The sequence below is a fragment of the Stenotrophomonas sp. Steno-C17 genome (genome assembly GCF_056393165.1).
In genome coordinates this window covers 1-16938 of record NZ_JBWJPD010000011.1, presented here as the reverse complement: position 1 = coordinate 16938, position 16938 = coordinate 1, and the positions used below count along the sequence as shown (strand labels likewise).

Genomic DNA, 16938 nt, shown 5'->3' with positions numbered 1-16938 from the left:
CTTGGTTGGCACGGGCCACGCTTCAGCGCAGCAACCCGATCGCGCCGCACACCACCACGATCAACAGCGCCACCCACTGCATCGGCACGAAGAAGAAATGATGCGGCGCGGCCTCACCCTTCTGCCGCGGCGCGCGGTTCACCCACAGGCCCAGCAGCACGTTCAGCGCAGCGCCGATGCCGGCGCCCAGCAGCACCTGCTGCAGCGGAATGTCGCCCTTCGGGCCGTCGTGCGGGAAGAAATACGCCAGCAGCAGGATCGCTGCAATCGGCGTCACCAGGGTCATCAACCCCCAACCGCGATAGATCATTCAACGTATCCACAACGAAATGCGGATCGCATTTGACCATGTCGGCGCGCGGTGTCGCCACTGTCGGGGCTTTCGGTAGGCGCCAACCTTGGTTGGCGCTCGTAGAGGCGTGCCAACCAAGGTTGGCACCTGCCAGGCCGCCATTCAGTGCCCACCAAGGTGGGCACCTACCAGGGCGGCCCCCCAATGCGACTCAGCGCAGCCCGGTCTCGTTGCGGGCGATCACCAGGCGCTGGATTTCCGAGGTGCCTTCGTAGATCTCGGTGATCTTGGCATCACGGAAGTAGCGCTCCAGCGGCATTTCCTTGGAATAGCCCATGCCGCCGTGGATCTGCACGGCCTGGTGGGTGATCCACATCGCCGCTTCCGACGCGGTCAGCTTGGCGATGGCCGCTTCGTTGCTGAAGCGCTTGCCCTCGCCCTTCACCCATGCCGCACGCAGGGTCAGCAGCAGCGCCGCGTCCAGCTTGCACTTCATGTCGGCAATCTTGGCCTGGGTCATCTGGAAGGTGCCGATGGCCGCGCCGAAGGCCTTGCGGTCCTTTACGTATTCGATCGTGGCTTCATACGCAGCGCGGGCGATGCCGATGGCCTGCGAGGCAATGCCGATACGGCCGGCGTCGAGCACGCCCATGGCGATCTTGAAGCCCTCGCCTTCCTGGCCCAGCACTTCTTCCGGCTGCGCCACGTAATCGTTGAACTCGATCTCGCAGGTGGCCGACGCACGGATGCCCAGCTTGGGCTCGGTCTTGCCGCGGCCGAAGCCGGCCTTGTCGGTGTCGACCAGGAACGCGGTGATGCCACGCGCGCCCTTGTCCGGCTCGCTCATCGCGAACAGCACGATGTACTTGGCCACCGGGCCGGAGGTGATCCAGCTCTTCTTGCCGTTGATCACGTAGGTGCCGTCGGCCTGCTTCACTGCGCGGCAGCGCATGGCGGTGGCATCGGAACCGGACTGCGGCTCGGTCAGCGCGAACGCACCGATGGCCTCGCCTTCAGCGATGGCACGAACGTACTTCTGCTTCTGCGCCTCGCTGCCGTGAGTCAGGATGCCGTTGCAGAACAGCGAGTTGTTCACCGACATGATGGTCGAATGTGCAGCGTCGCCGGCGGCCACTTCCACCATTGCCAGCACGTAGGCGATCGGGTCCATGCCCGCGCCACCGTACTCGGTCGGCACTTCGATGCCCATCAGGCCGTTTTCGCCCAGCAGGCGGATGTTCTCAAGGGGGAATTCGCCCGTGCGGTCATGGTGCTCCGCGCTGGGGGCGATTTTTTCCTGCGCGATGCGCCGCGCCACGTCCTGCAGCATCAACTGCTCTTCGGTAAAGCTGAAATCCACAACACCCTCCCAGGTACATGATGACGGGGGCGGTAAAAGGCGCCCCCGGATGTCCCGATTGTAACTGCGGGCGGGCATCGGCGGCTGACTCGCCCGGCGCGCCGGCTTGACCACGACAGCACCGGTCGGCGAATATATCTCTATATCGCGATAGGTAGATATTTATGGATCTGGAAGACTGGTCGACCCGCCTGAAGGTGTTTGCCGACGCCACCCGCGTGCGCCTGCTGGCGCTGCTGGAGCAGGAGGAGCTGACCGTGGCCGAGCTGTCGGCCATTACCCGGCTGGCCCAGCCGCGCGTGTCCACCCATCTGGCACGCCTGAAGGAAGCCGGCCTGGTGCGCGACCGCCGCTCGGGCGTGTCGGCCTATTACCGCTTCGACGAGGCCCAGTTGGACCCGGCGCAGCGCGCATTGTGGCATGCCCTGAGCAATGGAAGCGATGACCCGCTGCTGCGCCAGGACGCCGAACGCGTGGCCGCGGTGCTGGCCCACCGCGCCGCCGACCAGAACTGGGCCGACAGCGTGGCCGGTGACATGGAGCGCCACTACTCCCCCGGCCGCACCTGGGAAGCGCTGGCGCGCACCGCGCTGCCGCTGCTGGAAACCGGCGACGTGCTGGACATTGCGTCTGGCGATGGCGTGCTGGCCGAACTGGTGGCCCCGCACGCCAAGCGCTACATCTGCATCGACACCAGCGCGCGCGTGGTGGCTGCGGCCAGCGAGCGCCTGCGCCGCCTGCCCAACGTGGAAGTGCGCGAGGGCGACATGCACGCCCTGCCCTTCAAGGACCGCAGCTTCGACCTGGTGGTGCTGATGCACGCGCTGACCTATGCCAGCAAGCCCGCACAGGCCGTGACCGAGGCGGCGCGCGTGCTGCGCCCGGGCGGTCGGCTGCTGCTGTGCAGCCTGGCCCGCCACGAACACAAGGCGGCGGTGGAAGCCTACGGCCACGTCAATCTGGGTTTCAGCGACAAGGAACTGCGCAAGTTCGTGGACAAGGCCGGCCTGCAGGTATCGAGCCTGGAAACCGTGACCCGCGAAAAGCGCCCGCCGCATTTTGAAGTCATCTCGCTGATCGCCAACAAGCCCTGAGGTCGCCGTGTCCAGCCTGCCGTGGTTGCATCCCGAACGTGCCAACGCCCTGCTCGACGCCCTGCGCGCGCGCATCCTGATCATCGACGGCGCGATGGGCACGATGATCCAGCGCCACAGCCTGCAGGAAGCGGACTACCGCGGCGAACGCTTCGCCGGCGGCTACGACCACAGCCACAGCCACGGCACCGGCTGCGACCACGGCACGCCCGAAGGCCATGACCTGAAGGGCAACAACGATCTGCTGCTGCTGACCCGGCCGCAGGTCATCGCCGACATCCACACCGCCTACCTGCAGGCCGGCGCGGATCTGGTGGAAACCAACACGTTCAACGCCACCTCGGTCAGCCAGGCCGACTACCACCTGGAACACCTGGTGTACGAACTGAACAAGGCCGGTGCCGCCGTCGCGCGCGCCTGCTGTGACGCGGTGCAGGCCACCACGCCGGACAAGCCGCGCTTCGTGATCGGCGTGCTCGGCCCGACCAGCCGCACCGCCTCGATCAGCCCCGACGTGAATGATCCGGGCTTCCGCAACACCAGCTTCGACGCCCTGCGCGATACCTATCGCGAGGCCATTGATGGCCTGATCGATGGCGGCGCGGACACCCTGATGGTCGAAACCATCTTCGATACGCTGAACGCCAAGGCCGCCCTGTACGCCATCGAAGAGGCCTTCGATGCGCGCGGTGCGCGGCTGCCCATCATGATCTCCGGCACCATTACCGATGCTTCCGGGCGCACCCTGTCCGGTCAGACCGCCGAAGCCTTCCATGCATCACTGGCACATGCGCGGCCGCTGTCGATCGGCCTGAACTGCGCGCTGGGCGCCGACGCGATGCGCCCACACGTGGAAACCCTGGCCCAGGTCGCCAGTTGTTACGTCAGCGCGCACCCCAACGCCGGCCTGCCCAACGCCTTCGGCGAATACGATGAAACACCGGAGGAAATGGCCGCCACGCTGCGCAGCTTCGCCGAGGATGGGCTGCTGAACCTGGTGGGCGGCTGCTGCGGCTCCACCCCGGACCATATCCGCGCCATCGCCCAGGCCGTGGCCGGGCTGGCGCCACGCGCCGTGTCCGGCGCACGGGAGCCGCAGGCCGCATGAGCACCACGCCTTACACCCGCCTGTCCGGCCTGGAACCGCTGGTCATCACCCCGGATCTGCTGTTCCTCAATGTAGGCGAGCGCACCAACGTCACCGGCAGCGCGCAGTTCCGCAAGCTCATCAAGGAAGGCCGCTACGAAGAGGCCGTGGACGTGGCGCGGCAGCAGGTGGCCAGCGGCGCGCAGATCCTCGATGTAAACATGGACGAGGGCCTGATCGATTCGGAAGCGGCGATGACCCGCTACCTGAACCTGATCATGTCCGAGCCGGACATCGCCCGCATTCCGGTGATGGTCGATTCGTCGAAGTGGAGCGTGATCGAAGCCGGGCTGAAGTGCCTGCAGGGCAAGAGCGTGGTCAACTCGATCTCGCTGAAGGAAGGCGAGGCGCTGTTCCGCGAGCACGCGCGCAAGGTGCTGCGCTACGGCGCCGCCGCCGTGGTGATGGCCTTCGACGAAACCGGCCAGGCCGACACCTGCGCACGCAAGGTGGAAATCTGCACCCGCGCCTACCGCATCCTGGTCGATGAGATCGGCTTCCCGCCGCAGGACATCATCTTCGACCCGAACATCTTCGCCGTGGCCACCGGCATCGAAGAGCACGACAACTACGCGGTGGATTTCATCGAAGCCACCCGCATCATCAAGCAGACCCTGCCGTACTGCCATGTTTCCGGCGGCGTCTCCAACGTGTCGTTCTCGTTCCGCGGCAACGAAACGGTACGCCAGGCCATCCATTCGGTGTTCCTGTACCACGCCATTGCCGCCGGCATGGACATGGGCATCGTCAACGCCGGCGCCATGCCGATCTACGACGAGCTGGAACCGGACCTGCGCGAGCGCGTGGAGGATGTGGTCCTGAACCGCCGCAGCGACGCCACCGAGCGCCTGCTGGAGATCGCCGAGCGCTACAAGGGCAAGAAGGGTGCGGCGAAAACCGAGGACCTGTCCTGGCGCGAGAAACCGGTGGCGCAACGTCTGGCCCATGCGCTGGTGCACGGCCTGGATGCCTGGGTGGAAGGAGACACCGAACTGGCCCGGCAGGCCTCCAGCCGCCCGCTGGACGTGATCGAAGGCCCACTGATGGATGGCATGAACATCGTCGGCGACCTGTTCGGCGCCGGCAAGATGTTCCTGCCGCAGGTGGTCAAGTCCGCGCGCGTGATGAAGAAAGCGGTGGCCTACCTGCTGCCGTACATCGAAGCCGAAAAAGCCCGCAGCGGTGATACCGCCAAGAGCAACGGCCGCATCATCATGGCCACGGTGAAGGGCGATGTGCACGACATCGGCAAGAACATCGTCGGCGTGGTCCTGGCCTGCAACAACTTCGAAGTGATCGACCTGGGCGTGATGGTGCCCGCGCAGAAGATCCTCGATGCCGCACGCGAGCACAACGCCGATCTGGTCGGCCTGTCCGGGCTGATCACCCCCTCGCTGGAGGAGATGAGCCACGTCGCCCGCGAAATGCAGCGCCAGGGCTTTGACCTGCCGCTGCTGATCGGCGGCGCCACCACCTCGCGCGCGCATACCGCACTGAAGATTGACCCGCACTACCAGGCCCCCACCGTGTGGGTGAAGGATGCCTCGCGTGCGGTGGGCGTGGCGCAGTCGCTGATCTCGCGTGAGCTGCGCGAGGCCTTCGTGGCCGCCAACGAAGCCGACTACGCCGAGATCCGCGCCCGCCATCGCAACCGTGGCGATGCCAAGCGCCTGGTCTCGCTGGAGCACGCGCGCGGGCAGAAGTTCCAGGGCGATTGGGCCAACTACACGCCACCGGTGCCGGCACAGCCCGGCCTGCATGTGTTCGACGATTACCCGCTGGCCGAACTGGTCGACTACATCGACTGGACACCGTTCTTCCAGGCCTGGGAACTGGCCGGGAAGTTCCCGGCCATCCTCACCGACGAGATCGTCGGCGAGCAGGCCAGCGACCTCTACCGCGATGCGCGGGCCATGCTGGCGCGCATCGTTGACGAGCGCTGGCTGACCGCCAAGGCTGTGTTCGGCCTGTGGCCGGCCAACAGCGTGGGCGACGATGTCCGCGTGCAGCACCCCGACGGCGAAACCACCCTGCACTTCCTGCGCCAGCAGGTGGACAAGCCCGCCGAGCGCCCCGATTTCTGCCTGGCCGATTTCATCGCCCCGGCCGACAGCGGCCGGCAGGACTGGATCGGCGCATTCGCGGTCACCGCCGGCATCGGCATCGACGCACACGTGGCCCGCTTCGAGGCCGACCACGATGACTACAACGCGATCCTGCTGAAGGCACTCGCCGACCGCTTCGCCGAAGCGCTGGCCGAACGCCTGCACCAGCGCGTGCGCACCGGATTCTGGGGCTACGACCGTGCCGAGACGCTGGACAACGAGGCGCTGATCGACGAGCAGTACCGCGGCATCCGCCCTGCCCCCGGCTACCCGGCCTGCCCCGAACACAGTGAAAAGCGCCGCCTGTTCGACCTGCTGCAGGCCGAAACCCACGCCAGCATGGAACTGACCGAAAGCTTCGCGATGCTGCCCACCGCTGCCGTATCGGGCTATTACTTCAGCCATCCGCAGAGCCAGTACTTCGTGGTCGGTCGGCTCAGCCGCGAGCAGGTGGGCGACTACGCGCGGCGCAAGGGCGTGGACCGCGCGCAGGCCGAGCGCTGGTTGGCATCGAACCTGGACTACGACCCCGAATAGACGCCGCCCACACGCCTGCGGGCGGCCCATCGGTTACGCTCGGGCTTCCCCCTGAACGGAGTTGCCGATGCGACCGACCCGCCTGTGGGCGCTGCTGCTTGCCGCCACTGCCGCCCTCCCTGCCGCCGCGGAGCCGATCCTGCTGGAAAACGCCCGGGTGTTCGACGGCCGCCGCGACCTGGGCATCACCCCGGTGCTGATCGACGGCACGCGCATCGTGCATGTCGGGACGCCGCTGCCGGCCGCGGCCCGTGCCGCCAAGCGGATCGACTACCAGGGCAAGACCCTGCTGCCCGGCCTGGTCAGCAACCACGCCCATGTGGGCAACACTGATGGACTGCAGCACGGTGATCGCTATTACACCCGCGACAACGTGGTGCGCGACCTGCGCCAGTTCCAGCGCTACGGCATCACCACCGTCACCGCGCTGGGCATGAACGGCCCGGCCTTCTTCGATATCCGCAAGGAAGTGAACGCCTCGCCGTCGCTGGGCGCGCAGCTGTACGGTGCTGGCGCCGGCATCGGCGCGTTTGCCGGTGCGCCGCCGGCCGCCGCGATGGGCCTGGCCCACGACCCGGTGGCGCGCCCGCGCAATGCCGAGGAAGCCCGTGCCGCCGTGGCGACCCAGCAGGCGGACGGCGTGGACGTGATCAAGCTCTGGGTGGACTCACTGGGCGGCAAGTTCCCGATGATGTCGCCGGAGATCTACCGTGCCGCCATTGCCGAAGCCCATGCGCGCGGCCTGAAGGTCGCCGCGCACATCCATGATCTGGACCAGGCGCGCGACCTGGTCGATGCACGCGTGGACATCATCGCCCACGGCATCCGCGATCGCGCGGTGGACCCGATGTTGGCGCGGAAGATGCACGACCAGGGCACCTGGTACATCGCCACGGTGAACATCGACGAAGCCAACTACTGGTATGCGGAAAACCCGCAGGCGCTGCAGCAGCCGTTCCTGCGCGATGCACTGCCCGCCGCGGTGCGCGAGCGCTGGCAGCAGCCGCAGTGGCAGCGCGAACAGCTGAGCGGCGGCAATATTCCCGGCGCGCGCGCGGCAGTGGCGATGAACCTGGAAAACCTGCGCCGCTTGAGCGCGGCCAAGGTGAAGTTCGGCTTCGGTACCGATGCCGGCGCAATGCCGCAGCGGGTGATCGGCTTTGCCGAGCACCGCGAACTGCAGTTGCTGACCGACGCGGGATTCACACCGGCGCAGGCGCTGCAGACGGCCACCGCCGAAGCGGCCGCGCTGCTGGGCCTGGATGACCGCGGACGGATTGCCGCCGGCAAGCGCGCCGACCTGCTGGTGCTCGATGCCGATCCACTGGCCGATATCGGCAACACCCAGCGCATCCACGCGGTGTGGCAGGCCGGGCAGCCGATCGAGCGCTGATCCGGCCGCAAACGCGAACGCCGGGCACTGGCCCGGCGTTCCCTGCGTCTGTGCCGCGGTATTACCAGACCAGGTCGTCGGGGACCTGGTACTGCGGGTCGGCGTAGGGGTCTTCCTCCGCCGGCGCATTCGGATCGACCTTCAACGCCACCGACGCGGCGAACACCGCCTCGGACTGCGCCAGCACCTCGGCCGTCACCAGCAGGTAGCGACCATTGAGCTGGACCACGCCCAGTTCACCGGCATTGAGCGCGGTCAGCTGTTCCGGTGTCACGTAGATGCGCTTGATCTTGCCGCCATAGGGGAAGTGGCGCGCGATCTCGGCCGCCTCGGCATTCAGGCTCTTGTCCTTCAGCAGTTCTTCCAGCTTGGCCTTGGCCTCGCGGCGAACGCGCGCTTCTTCCTGCTTCAGGCGCTCGCTTTCGATGCGCTCCTGCTTTTCTTTCTGCGCGCGGATGGCATAGGCCTTGGCCAGGTCCATCTCTTCGGCGGAGCGCGGCTTGCGCGGGCCCTGCTGACCCGGCCCACGCGACTGGCCGGGCTTGCCCGGAGCGCCGCGACCGTGGCCGCGGCGCTCGCCGCCGGGCGTGTTCTCACCCCTGCCCGCACCCTGCGGCTTGGGCTGGCCATGGCCACCCTTGCCCTGCGGACGGCCGTCACGGCGGGGGGCATCGTTCTTGCGCTCGGGCTTGGGCGCCGGCTTGAAGCCCAGGCCCATCAGCTGGTCGCGGAGGGTATCGCTCATAGGAATGCAGATCAGTAGTGCGGCGGCGGCGGTTCGCTCGCCGGATCAGAAGAATTCAGTGCGTTGCGGACCTTGCCCAGGTCTTCCAGCAGCACGCGCAGCACATCGGCGTTGCGGGTGCCCTGCATGCGGGCGTCGGCCAATGCATCGCTCAGTTCGGCCAGCGCGTGTTCCTGGAAGGACACGCGCATTTCCAGCTCGACCAGGCGCGCTTCCAGCGCCTGTTCGCGTTCAGTAGGCAGCTCAGACATGCAGCGAACGCCCCCGGCCAATGCCGTAGTACGCCACGCCGGCGGCTTCCACCTCGGCCGGGTCGTACAGGTTGCGACCGTCAAACACCACCGCATCCTTCAGCCGCTCGCGCAGCATCTGGAAATCGGGGCTGCGGAACTGCTTCCACTCGGTCACCACCACCAGTGCATCGGCACCTTCCAGCGCTTCGCTGGCATTGGCGCAGAACACCAGGTCGTCGCGCTCACCGAAGATGCGCTGCGATTCGTGCATCGCTTCCGGATCGTAGGCACGCACCGTGGCACCGCCTTCCCACAGCTGCGCCAGCAGGCGGCGGCTGGAGGCTTCGCGCATGTCATCGGTGTTGGGCTTGAAGGCCAGGCCCCACACGGCAAACGTCTTGCCGCGCACGCCCTCGTCCTCGCCCTTGTCGTAATGGCGCTGGATGAGCGCGAACAGATGGCCCTTCTGGGCATCGTTCACGGCTTCGACCGCATTCAACAGCTTCGGCTCCAGGCCGTACTGCTGGGCGGTGCGCGCCAGCGCCTGCACATCCTTGGGGAAGCACGAACCACCGTAGCCGGCACCGGGGTAGATGAAGTGCCAGCCGATGCGCGGATCAGAGCCGATGCCCTGGCGGACCTGCTCGACGTCGGCACCCACGCGTTCGGCGATGTTGGCGATTTCGTTCATGAACGAAATCTTGGTGGCCAGCATGGCATTGGCCGCGTACTTGGTCAGCTCGGCCGAACGCACGTCCATTTCCACCACGCGATCGTGGTTGCGGTTGAACGGCGCGTACAGGCGGCGCATCACCGCCACCGAGTCGGCGCTGCTGGCACCGATGATGATGCGGTCCGGGCGCATGCAGTCGGCCACCGCATCGCCTTCCTTCAGGAATTCGGGGTTGGACACCACATCGAAGGCGATGTCGGCGCCACGGGCGGCCAGCTCTTCGGCAATGGCCGCGCGCACCTTGTCGGCGGTGCCCACCGGCACCGTCGACTTGTTCACCACCACCGTCGGCACTGCCATGTGGCGGCCGATGGTGCGGGCCACGGCCAGCACGTACTGCAGATCGGCGCTGCCGTCTTCATCGGGGGGCGTACCCACCGCGATGAAGACCACCTGGCCGTGGCCGATGGCGCTGGCGCCATCGGTGGTGAAGGACAGCCGCAGCGCGGCATGGTTGGCCTTCACCATCGGCTCAAGGCCGGGTTCGTAGATCGGGATGATGCCCTGGTTGAGCCCATCCACCTTGGCCTGGTCGATATCGACGCAGACCACCTGGTGGCCTACATCGGCCAGACAGGTGCCGGTCACCAGACCGACGTACCCGGTACCGAAAATCGCAACGCGCATATCCGTGCTGGCTCCGTGGTCGCTTACGGCAGGACGCCCAGCAGCTCGACGTCGAAGGTCAGGGTCGCGTTCGGGCCGATCGGGCCGCCCGGCGTACCGTTCTCACCGTAGGCCAGTTCGCCCGGGATCCAGAAGCGGTACTTGGAACCGACCGGCATCAGTGCCACGCCTTCGGTCCAGCCCTTGATGACCTGGTCCAGACCGAACTCGGCCGGGCCACGGCCCGCGGAGCTGTCGAAGACGGTGCCGTCCAGCAGCTTGCCTTCGTAGTTCACGCGCACCTTGCTGCTCGGCAGCGGACGCTCGCCGCTACCCGGGCGGATCACCTGGTATTGCAGGCCCGACGGGGTGGTCACCACGCCCGGCTGGGTCTTGTTCTTGGCCAGGAAGGCATTGCCTTCGCTGCGGTTGGTCTGCGCGGCCTGCGCGGCCTTGGCCTGCATCTCGGCCTGCTTGGCACCCATGAACGACTGGATGGTGGCGGTGGCTTCGGCTTCGGTCATCTTCGCCTGGCCCTTGCTCAGGCCGGTGCTGATCGCGTCAAACAGAGACGCGGTATCCAGATCGTCCTTCAGCTGCGCCAGCGACGGGCCAATGGAGTAGGAACCGATCATCTGCGCGACCTTCACGCGGTCGACCTTGGCCGGCTGCGAGCCCGGCGCCATGCCCGGCACCTGCTGGCCATTGCGGGCCATCACCACCTGGCGCAGGGCGGCATCGGTGGCCTTGGCCTGGTCCTGGGTGATCTGCGGCTGCAGGCCTTCGAACGAACGCTCCACGGCGGTACGCAGGGCGGCCACGTCGATTTCATCGGCGATCGGCGCGAACGACTTGGCCACATCCAGACCGATGGCGTAGCCGAGCTTCTGCTTGGGGGAATTCAAGGTTGCGGTCTCCTTGGCGGCCGCCGCTGCGGCCGGTTGTTGCGACAGGGCGACACCAGAGGTGCCCATCGCCAGAATCAGAACCGACGCCGCGGCGCCGCGCATTCCCATCTTCATTCGCTGCATTCCTGGAAGTGTCTGGGCGCCGACGTCGGCGCGAAAAGAACCATTGTCGCACGCACGCCGGAGATGTCGAGGCATGCGTGCCGGCAATCAACGCGGTGCAGGCGCGGCCAGCGCCTTGCTGATGGCCGCCGTCAGCTGCGGGTCATCGGGCGTGACCTTGCTGGCGAACTGGGCGATGACCTTGCCATCGCGGCCGACCAGGTACTTGTGGAAGTTCCAGCCCGGCGCTACGCCGGTGGCGGCGGTCAAGCGCTGGTACAGCGGCGTGGCCTGGTCGCCCACCACATGCACCTTCTCGAACATCGGGAACTTCACCCCATAGGTCAGCGTGCAGAAGTCCTGGATCTGCTTCTCATCGCCGGGCTCCTGCCCCTTGAAATCGTTGGACGGGAAGCCGAGCACGGCAAAGCCGCGGCTGGCGTACTGCTTCTGCAGCGCTTCCAGCCCCTCGTACTGCGGGGTATAGCCGCACTTGCTGGCGGTGTTGACCACCAGCAGCACCTGGCCCTGGTAGCGCTTGAGCAGGTTGACCTGCTGCTTGCCGGCCAGCGGGCGGTAGTTCACGTCCAACAGATCGGCCGCAAAGGCGCTGGCGGAACCGGCCAGGCCAAGCGCCAGCACGGCCAGCAGGGACAGGCCGCGCAGGCGGCGCGGAGCGGTGGGAAACACAGGCATGCGGGGCATTCCACGGTAGCTGCAACAGGGGCCCGGCCCATGCAGACCGGGGATCGGCCGAACTATAGCACCGGCCTGCCAGCGCACTGTCGCGGGCGCCGGGCCATCACTTTGCCCGCCGTGGCGGCACGGCGGAGGACCCGATCCTGGGCGCGCTTGCTGGACACGCTGTACACATGTATGAATGCCAGGCCCGTGTACTGCAGGGGGTGCGCAGATGGCATTCAAATGAAATCAATGACTTGGCAGTGCCAACGGCTCCTGCGGGGGCCCCTGCCATCAGTTGGGGCGTGACGGGGGTTGCACATAGGCGTGCCGGTGTTATAGTTGCATACAACACCAGTCACCTGAGACAGGGGGAACCATGAACATCCGGATGCGTCGCAGCCACACCGCCCCCGCGGTCACCGCTGTTTCTACCCTGTTCGTGCTGGCCTGGCTGGTGCTGCCGGCCCCGCCGGCCGAATCCTCCCCCTCCCCCGATATCACGCAGGACGCGATCTCCACCCCGGCAGGGACCGCCGAACCCTCCCCCCCGCGTCGGCTGCACAGCTCCCTGTCCATGCCGTATTTCTCGTTCGCACAGCCGCTGACCCCACGGAGCTGACCATGAGCGACATCCAGTGGAGCGACGGCGCTCCCATCTACCGCCAGCTGAAGGAGCGCGTGATTGCCATGATGCTCGACGGCATCCTGAAGCCGGGCGATGCCCTGCCCTCGGTCCGCCAGGTGGCGGCCGACTATCAACTGAACCCCATCACTGTTTCGCGCGCTTATCAGGAACTGGCCGATGAAGGCCTGGTGGAAAAGCGCCGCGGTCTGGGCATGTTCATGACCGAGCAGGCGGCCACGCAGCTGCGCAGCAGCGAGCGCGACCGCTTCCTCAACGAAGAATGGCCGGCGGTCCTGGAGCGCATCCAGCGCCTGGGCCTGAGCCTGAACGAATTGCTGCCCCAGGGGAAATCCTCATGAATGCCAGTGTCGTGAATGTTGAACCCAGCTCTGCGGTCATTACCGCCAAGGGCCTGCGCAAGGCCTACAAGAACACCGTCGCCCTCGACAGCACCTCGTTCTCGATTCCGGCCGGGCGCATCGTCGGCCTGATCGGCCCCAACGGTGCCGGCAAGACCACCGCGCTGAAGGCCATCCTCGGCCTGACCTCGGTGGAGGGCGAACTGAGCGTACTGGGGCGTGACCCGCGCCTGCACCGCGACGAGCTGATGAAGGAAATCTGCTTCATCGCCGACGTTGCCGTGCTACCGCGCTGGCTGCGCGTGCGCGAGGCCATCGATTTCGTCGCCGGCGTGCATCCGCGCTTCGACCGCGCCCGCTGCGAACGCTTCCTGGCCAACACCAAACTGCAGCCCAAGCAGCGCGTGCGCGAGCTGTCCAAGGGCATGATCGTGCAGCTGCACCTGGCCCTGGTGATGGCCATCGATGCCCGCATCCTGGTGCTGGACGAGCCGACCCTGGGCCTGGACATCCTGTACCGCAAGGAGTTCTACCAGCGCCTGCTGGAAGACTACTTCGACGAGCAGAAGACGATCATCGTCACCACCCACCAAGTGGAAGAAATCGAACACATCCTCAGCGACGTGATGTTCATCCGTGACGGCCGCATCGTGCTCAGCGCGGAAATGGATGAAGTGGGCGAGCGCTACACCGAACTGCTGGTCGGCACCGACCAGCTGGAAACCGCCCGCGCGCTGAAGCCGATCGATGAACGCAGCCAGGCCTTCGGCAAGACCGTGCTGCTGTACGACGGCGTGCCGCGCAGCCAGCTGTCCACTCTGGGCGAGATCCGCAATGCGGGCCTCGCCGACCTGTTCGTCGCTGTCATGAAGGGGACCTACGCATGAATGCCGTCAATCATCCGGTCAGCCCCGCAGGCACGCTGCGCTGGCTGCTCAAGCGCGAATACTGGGAAAACCGCGGCGGTTTCCTGTATGCCCCGGTCATCGCCGGCATCGTCTCGCTGCTGATGAGCGGTGTTGGCATCGCCTTCGGCCTGTTCGCCCTGCACCGGGCCGCGCGCGATGGCGGCCTGCATATCGATGGCGAGGACGTGAACATCAACGGCCTGGACCTGGGCCTGCTGACCCGCGACATCAGCGCCCACGACATGGCCGACCTGGGCAAGGGGCTGGACCTGACCCTGATGCTCAGCTCGACCTGGCCGTTCGTGGTGCTGGCCTTCGTGGTGTTCTTCTACTGCCTGGGCGCCCTCTACGACGACCGCCGCGACCGCAGCATCCTGTTCTGGAAGTCGCTGCCGCTGTCGGACACCCAGACCGTGCTGTCCAAGGTGCTCAGCGCGCTGATCGTGGCCCCGCTGGTGGCCACGCTGGCCGCCATCGTCACCATGTTCGGCTTCATGGTCATCATCAGCATTGTCGCTGCCACCCACGGTGGCGACGCCATGCGCCTGATCTGGGGTCCGGCCAGCCCGCTCACCCTCACCGCCGGCCTGCTCGCCGCCATCCCCGTGTACGCGCTGTGGGCCCTGCCGACCGCCGGCTGGCTGCTGCTGTGCTCGGCCTGGGCCAAGAGCAAGCCGTTCCTGTGGGCGGTCATGCTGCCGCTGTTCGCCGGCATCATCGTCAGCACCACCAAGGCGATGCACCTGTTCGACCTGACCACCGGCTGGTTCTGGCAGCACATCGTCGGCCGCCTGCTGCTGGGCACCGTGCCGGGCATGGATCTGCTCTACCGCGAAGGCATGCGCGGCGCCAACGATCTGGATTCGATCGCCGCCCTGCTCAGCCCGGCCCAGCAGCTGAAGACCCTGGCCATGGCCGACGTGTGGATCGGTGCAGTCTTCGGCGTGGTCTTCATCGTGCTGGCGATCATCCTGCGCAAGCGCGCCGGCGAGATCTGACGTTCCCCTCTACCACTACCGGAGGCACCCTCATGCGTACCCTGCTTGCCTGCTCTGCGTTGTTGCTGTTGCCGTTGTCGGCGCTGGCTGCCGATGCCCCGAACTGCAAGCATTCGGCGCCGCGTGCGCTGAAGCTGGAGACCGCCGGGGTGAAAGCGGTGGTGTTCGAAGTGAACCAGCATGATCTGAAGGTGGTGGCCAGCCGTGGCGGCGGCCAGCTGGACGGGCGCGCCTGCGCGTCCAATGCCGAATGGCTGGACCAGCTGGTGCTGGACCAGCAGCGCGTGGGTGACAAGCTGGTGGTCAGCCTGCGCCGTGACGGCCGCTCGGCGCTGTCGCTGGGCAACAGCTATGCCTGGCTGGACATCGGCGGCAGCGTGCCGGACAACCTGCCGCTGCAGTTCAAGATCGGCTCGGGTGACGGCAGCGTGGAAAACGCGCAGTCGCTGAGCATGGACGTGGGTTCGGGCGATGGCCGTGCCCGTGGCACCCGTGGCAGCGTGCATGCCGCGGTGGGCTCGGGCGACCTGGACATCGACGGCGCGGGCTCGCTGGAGCTGCTGTCGCTCGGTTCGGGCGAAGTGAAGGCGCGCAACATCCGCGGCGACGCCCGCACCGGCACCGTTGGTTCGGGTGACCTGGACCTGTTCGACATCGGCGGCAGCGTGCGTCTGGAAACCGTGGGCTCGGGCGATATCGATTTCCAGCGGGTCAAGGGCGATGTCGAGGTGGGCGTGGTCGGCTCCGGCGACGTGGAGATCAGCGAGGTGGGCGGCAATGTCCGCGTGCGCAGCCACGGCTCGGGCGACATCACCGTCAACGGCGCCCGCGGCAGCCTGACCGTGCAGCACAGCGGCAGTGGCGACGTGCGCCACCGCGATATCGGCGGCAGCGTCACCCTGCCGCGCGGCAAGTAATTCCACCTCATTCAACGGAAGGGAACTGTCATGAACCTGCTGCGCCTGCTGCCCGCTACCCTGCTGTGCCTGCCGCTGATGGCCTGCGGTGGCACGTCCCCATCGTCCACCACCGACAGCGCCGGCAAGACCGTGGCCGAGGCCAGCAGCACGGTGGGCAAGGAGATCAAGGACGCCACCGACAAGGCGCGCCGCGAGATCGCCCAGGGCAACATCAAGATTTCCGGCAAGGGCCAGGCCCGTGCCGAGATCACCCCGGACGGCCGCCTGCTGATCGGCGGCACCGAATCGCCCACCAACGAGGCCCAGCGTCGCCAGCTGCAGGAATACCGCGGCCACATCGCCGGCATCGCCAGCGATGGCATGGACATCGGCATGGCCGGTGCGCGGCTGGGCGTCAATGCCGCCGGCGAAGCCCTGAAGGGCGTCTTCAGCGGTGACAGCGAGGGCATCGAGAAGCGCATCAACGACGAGGCGGCCAAGATCGAAGCCCAGGCCAAGCAGCTGTGCAACCGCCTGCCGGCGATGCTGGCCAGCCAGCAGGCGCTGGCACGCGACCTGCCGGCCTTCCAGCCCTACGCCACCATGGACCAGAGCGACGTGGACGACTGCGGCAAGGACGACGTGGTCGTGCGCGCGCCCTGAGACATTTCGTCGCACCCGGCCGGCCGCGCACCCGCGTTGCCGGCCGCCGCGGCCGGGCGGGATTACACTAGGCACCCCGTTTGCCCCGATCGACCGCCATGAAGAAGCTGTTTCTGCTGCTGACCGCCCTGCTCTGCCTGGGCCTGGCCGGCTGCGACCAGGAGTACCGCAACCACCGCGCCGAACGCGGCAAGCCGAAGATTTCGGTCAGCCAGACCATGGTGACCGTGCGCCGCCAGCCCGCGCCGAACATCATCATCCTGGCCGACGGCACGATGAAGATGGACGAGATCCAGATTCCGCTGGACGACACCCAGCGGCAGATGCTGCAGACCATGTTCGGCAAGCTGCAGGTGCTGCGCCAGAACACCCTGGTGGCTGCCCCGGCCGACCCCAACATGCAGCCGGTGAAGATCCAGCCGCCGGAAGGGCTGGAGGTCATCCCCGCCGACCTGGTGCAGACCATCCCCGAATTCAAGGATTACACCGACACCTTCGGCAACATCGTCGCCGACCGTCGCTGAAACGAAAAACGCCGCCCCAGGGC

At 66.9% G+C, this 16938-nt stretch carries 18 protein-coding genes; 11 read left to right on the top strand and 7 right to left on the bottom strand.

Annotation, left to right across the window (positions count from 1 at the left end):
• Nucleotides 1-22: 22 nt before the first annotated feature.
• Together AC06FA_RS11545 and AC06FA_RS11540 are read right to left on the bottom strand one after the other, a co-directional pair.
• A complete protein-coding gene (locus AC06FA_RS11545) occupies nt 23-310 on the bottom strand; it encodes a hypothetical protein (protein ID WP_478068417.1) in 288 nt (95 codons plus the stop codon).
• Nucleotides 311-503: 193 nt separating this feature from the next.
• Nucleotides 504-1652 carry an acyl-CoA dehydrogenase family protein gene (locus AC06FA_RS11540; protein WP_199932473.1) on the bottom strand — a complete coding sequence of 383 codons (1149 nt, stop codon included), beginning with the start codon at nt 1650-1652 and terminating at the stop codon, nt 504-506.
• 164 nt (nt 1653-1816) lie between these two features.
• Between AC06FA_RS11540 and AC06FA_RS11535 the strand changes: the two genes are divergently transcribed.
• The 4 genes from AC06FA_RS11535 (at nt 1817) to AC06FA_RS11520 (ending at nt 7928) form a co-directional block, all read left to right on the top strand.
• Nucleotides 1817-2746 (top strand): ArsR/SmtB family transcription factor, encoded by a 930-nt coding sequence (locus tag AC06FA_RS11535; protein ID WP_108750029.1) that lies wholly within the window; start codon nt 1817-1819, stop codon nt 2744-2746.
• Nucleotides 2747-2753: 7 nt separating this feature from the next.
• On the top strand, nt 2754-3854 hold the full coding sequence (locus AC06FA_RS11530) for a homocysteine S-methyltransferase family protein (protein WP_478068416.1): 1101 nt from the start codon (nt 2754-2756) through the stop codon (nt 3852-3854).
• The gene (gene metH / locus AC06FA_RS11525; RefSeq protein ID WP_478068415.1) at nt 3851-6535 is read left to right on the top strand and encodes a methionine synthase; all 2685 of its coding nucleotides are present in this window, start codon (nt 3851-3853) and stop codon (nt 6533-6535) included. The genes AC06FA_RS11530 and metH overlap by 4 nt, the downstream gene beginning before the upstream one ends.
• Before the next feature lie 67 nt (nt 6536-6602).
• Nucleotides 6603-7928 carry an amidohydrolase family protein gene (locus tag AC06FA_RS11520; RefSeq protein WP_478068414.1) on the top strand — a complete coding sequence of 442 codons (1326 nt, stop codon included), beginning with the start codon at nt 6603-6605 and terminating at the stop codon, nt 7926-7928.
• Between the two features lie 61 nt (nt 7929-7989).
• Here AC06FA_RS11520 and AC06FA_RS11515 read toward each other — a convergent pair whose 3' ends face one another.
• The 5 genes from AC06FA_RS11515 to AC06FA_RS11495 form a co-directional block, all read right to left on the bottom strand.
• Nucleotides 7990-8673, bottom strand: a complete 684-nt coding sequence (locus AC06FA_RS11515; protein ID WP_478068413.1) for a DUF2058 domain-containing protein — start codon at nt 8671-8673, stop codon at nt 7990-7992.
• 11 nt (nt 8674-8684) lie between these two features.
• Nucleotides 8685-8924 carry a SlyX family protein gene (locus AC06FA_RS11510; protein WP_053515402.1) on the bottom strand — a complete coding sequence of 80 codons (240 nt, stop codon included), beginning with the start codon at nt 8922-8924 and terminating at the stop codon, nt 8685-8687.
• Nucleotides 8917-10266 carry a UDP-glucose dehydrogenase family protein gene (locus AC06FA_RS11505; protein WP_108753550.1) on the bottom strand — a complete coding sequence of 450 codons (1350 nt, stop codon included), beginning with the start codon at nt 10264-10266 and terminating at the stop codon, nt 8917-8919. The genes AC06FA_RS11510 and AC06FA_RS11505 overlap by 8 nt, the downstream gene beginning before the upstream one ends.
• A 23-nt stretch (nt 10267-10289) precedes the next feature.
• Nucleotides 10290-11267: an FKBP-type peptidyl-prolyl cis-trans isomerase N-terminal domain-containing protein gene (locus tag AC06FA_RS11500; protein ID WP_478068412.1), complete on the bottom strand. Its 978-nt coding sequence runs from the start codon at nt 11265-11267 to the stop codon at nt 10290-10292.
• A gap of 96 nt (nt 11268-11363) precedes the next feature.
• The gene (locus AC06FA_RS11495) at nt 11364-11951 is read right to left on the bottom strand and encodes a glutathione peroxidase (protein ID WP_478068411.1); all 588 of its coding nucleotides are present in this window, start codon (nt 11949-11951) and stop codon (nt 11364-11366) included.
• A gap of 364 nt (nt 11952-12315) precedes the next feature.
• Here AC06FA_RS11495 and AC06FA_RS11490 point away from each other — a divergent pair, with 364 nt between their 5' ends.
• The 7 genes from AC06FA_RS11490 (at nt 12316) to AC06FA_RS11460 (ending at nt 16915) form a co-directional block, all read left to right on the top strand.
• Nucleotides 12316-12558, top strand: coding sequence for a hypothetical protein (locus tag AC06FA_RS11490; RefSeq protein WP_478068410.1), 243 nt, complete (start codon nt 12316-12318; stop codon nt 12556-12558).
• A 2-nt stretch (nt 12559-12560) separates the two neighbouring features.
• Nucleotides 12561-12923 carry a GntR family transcriptional regulator gene (locus AC06FA_RS11485; protein WP_108756605.1) on the top strand — a complete coding sequence of 121 codons (363 nt, stop codon included), beginning with the start codon at nt 12561-12563 and terminating at the stop codon, nt 12921-12923.
• A complete protein-coding gene (locus tag AC06FA_RS11480) occupies nt 12920-13810 on the top strand; it encodes an ABC transporter ATP-binding protein (protein ID WP_478068409.1) in 891 nt (296 codons plus the stop codon). The genes AC06FA_RS11485 and AC06FA_RS11480 overlap by 4 nt, the downstream gene beginning before the upstream one ends.
• Entirely contained in the window at nt 13807-14829 is a 1023-nt protein-coding gene (locus AC06FA_RS11475) for a hypothetical protein (RefSeq protein WP_478068408.1), read from the top strand. The genes AC06FA_RS11480 and AC06FA_RS11475 overlap by 4 nt, the downstream gene beginning before the upstream one ends.
• Nucleotides 14830-14861: 32 nt before the next feature.
• On the top strand, nt 14862-15746 hold the full coding sequence (locus AC06FA_RS11470; RefSeq protein WP_478068407.1) for a GIN domain-containing protein: 885 nt from the start codon (nt 14862-14864) through the stop codon (nt 15744-15746).
• Between the two features lie 30 nt (nt 15747-15776).
• Nucleotides 15777-16391: a YggN family protein gene (locus AC06FA_RS11465; RefSeq protein ID WP_108771896.1), complete on the top strand. Its 615-nt coding sequence runs from the start codon at nt 15777-15779 to the stop codon at nt 16389-16391.
• 98 nt (nt 16392-16489) lie between these two features.
• Nucleotides 16490-16915 carry a hypothetical protein gene (locus AC06FA_RS11460; protein WP_108750044.1) on the top strand — a complete coding sequence of 142 codons (426 nt, stop codon included), beginning with the start codon at nt 16490-16492 and terminating at the stop codon, nt 16913-16915.
• Nucleotides 16916-16938: the final 23 nt, after the last annotated feature.

What these genes read in the sequence shown, in the direction of transcription:
- AC06FA_RS11545 (WP_478068417.1), bottom strand. Translation starts at nt 310, where the DNA reads ATGATCTATCGCGGTTGGGGGTTGATGACCCTGGTGACGCCGATTGCA.
- AC06FA_RS11535 (WP_108750029.1), top strand. Translation starts at nt 1,817, where the DNA reads ATGGATCTGGAAGACTGGTCGACCCGCCTGAAGGTGTTTGCCGACGCC.
- metH (WP_478068415.1), top strand. Translation starts at nt 3,851, where the DNA reads ATGAGCACCACGCCTTACACCCGCCTGTCCGGCCTGGAACCGCTGGTC.
- AC06FA_RS11520 (WP_478068414.1), top strand. Translation starts at nt 6,603, where the DNA reads ATGCGACCGACCCGCCTGTGGGCGCTGCTGCTTGCCGCCACTGCCGCC.
- AC06FA_RS11515 (WP_478068413.1), bottom strand. Translation starts at nt 8,673, where the DNA reads ATGAGCGATACCCTCCGCGACCAGCTGATGGGCCTGGGCTTCAAGCCG.
- AC06FA_RS11510 (WP_053515402.1), bottom strand. Translation starts at nt 8,924, where the DNA reads ATGTCTGAGCTGCCTACTGAACGCGAACAGGCGCTGGAAGCGCGCCTG.
- AC06FA_RS11505 (WP_108753550.1), bottom strand. Translation starts at nt 10,266, where the DNA reads ATGCGCGTTGCGATTTTCGGTACCGGGTACGTCGGTCTGGTGACCGGC.
- AC06FA_RS11500 (WP_478068412.1), bottom strand. Translation starts at nt 11,267, where the DNA reads ATGAAGATGGGAATGCGCGGCGCCGCGGCGTCGGTTCTGATTCTGGCG.
- AC06FA_RS11495 (WP_478068411.1), bottom strand. Translation starts at nt 11,951, where the DNA reads ATGCCTGTGTTTCCCACCGCTCCGCGCCGCCTGCGCGGCCTGTCCCTG.
- AC06FA_RS11490 (WP_478068410.1), top strand. Translation starts at nt 12,316, where the DNA reads ATGAACATCCGGATGCGTCGCAGCCACACCGCCCCCGCGGTCACCGCT.
- AC06FA_RS11485 (WP_108756605.1), top strand. Translation starts at nt 12,561, where the DNA reads ATGAGCGACATCCAGTGGAGCGACGGCGCTCCCATCTACCGCCAGCTG.
- AC06FA_RS11480 (WP_478068409.1), top strand. Translation starts at nt 12,920, where the DNA reads ATGAATGCCAGTGTCGTGAATGTTGAACCCAGCTCTGCGGTCATTACC.
- AC06FA_RS11475 (WP_478068408.1), top strand. Translation starts at nt 13,807, where the DNA reads ATGAATGCCGTCAATCATCCGGTCAGCCCCGCAGGCACGCTGCGCTGG.
- AC06FA_RS11470 (WP_478068407.1), top strand. Translation starts at nt 14,862, where the DNA reads ATGCGTACCCTGCTTGCCTGCTCTGCGTTGTTGCTGTTGCCGTTGTCG.
- AC06FA_RS11465 (WP_108771896.1), top strand. Translation starts at nt 15,777, where the DNA reads ATGAACCTGCTGCGCCTGCTGCCCGCTACCCTGCTGTGCCTGCCGCTG.
- AC06FA_RS11460 (WP_108750044.1), top strand. Translation starts at nt 16,490, where the DNA reads ATGAAGAAGCTGTTTCTGCTGCTGACCGCCCTGCTCTGCCTGGGCCTG.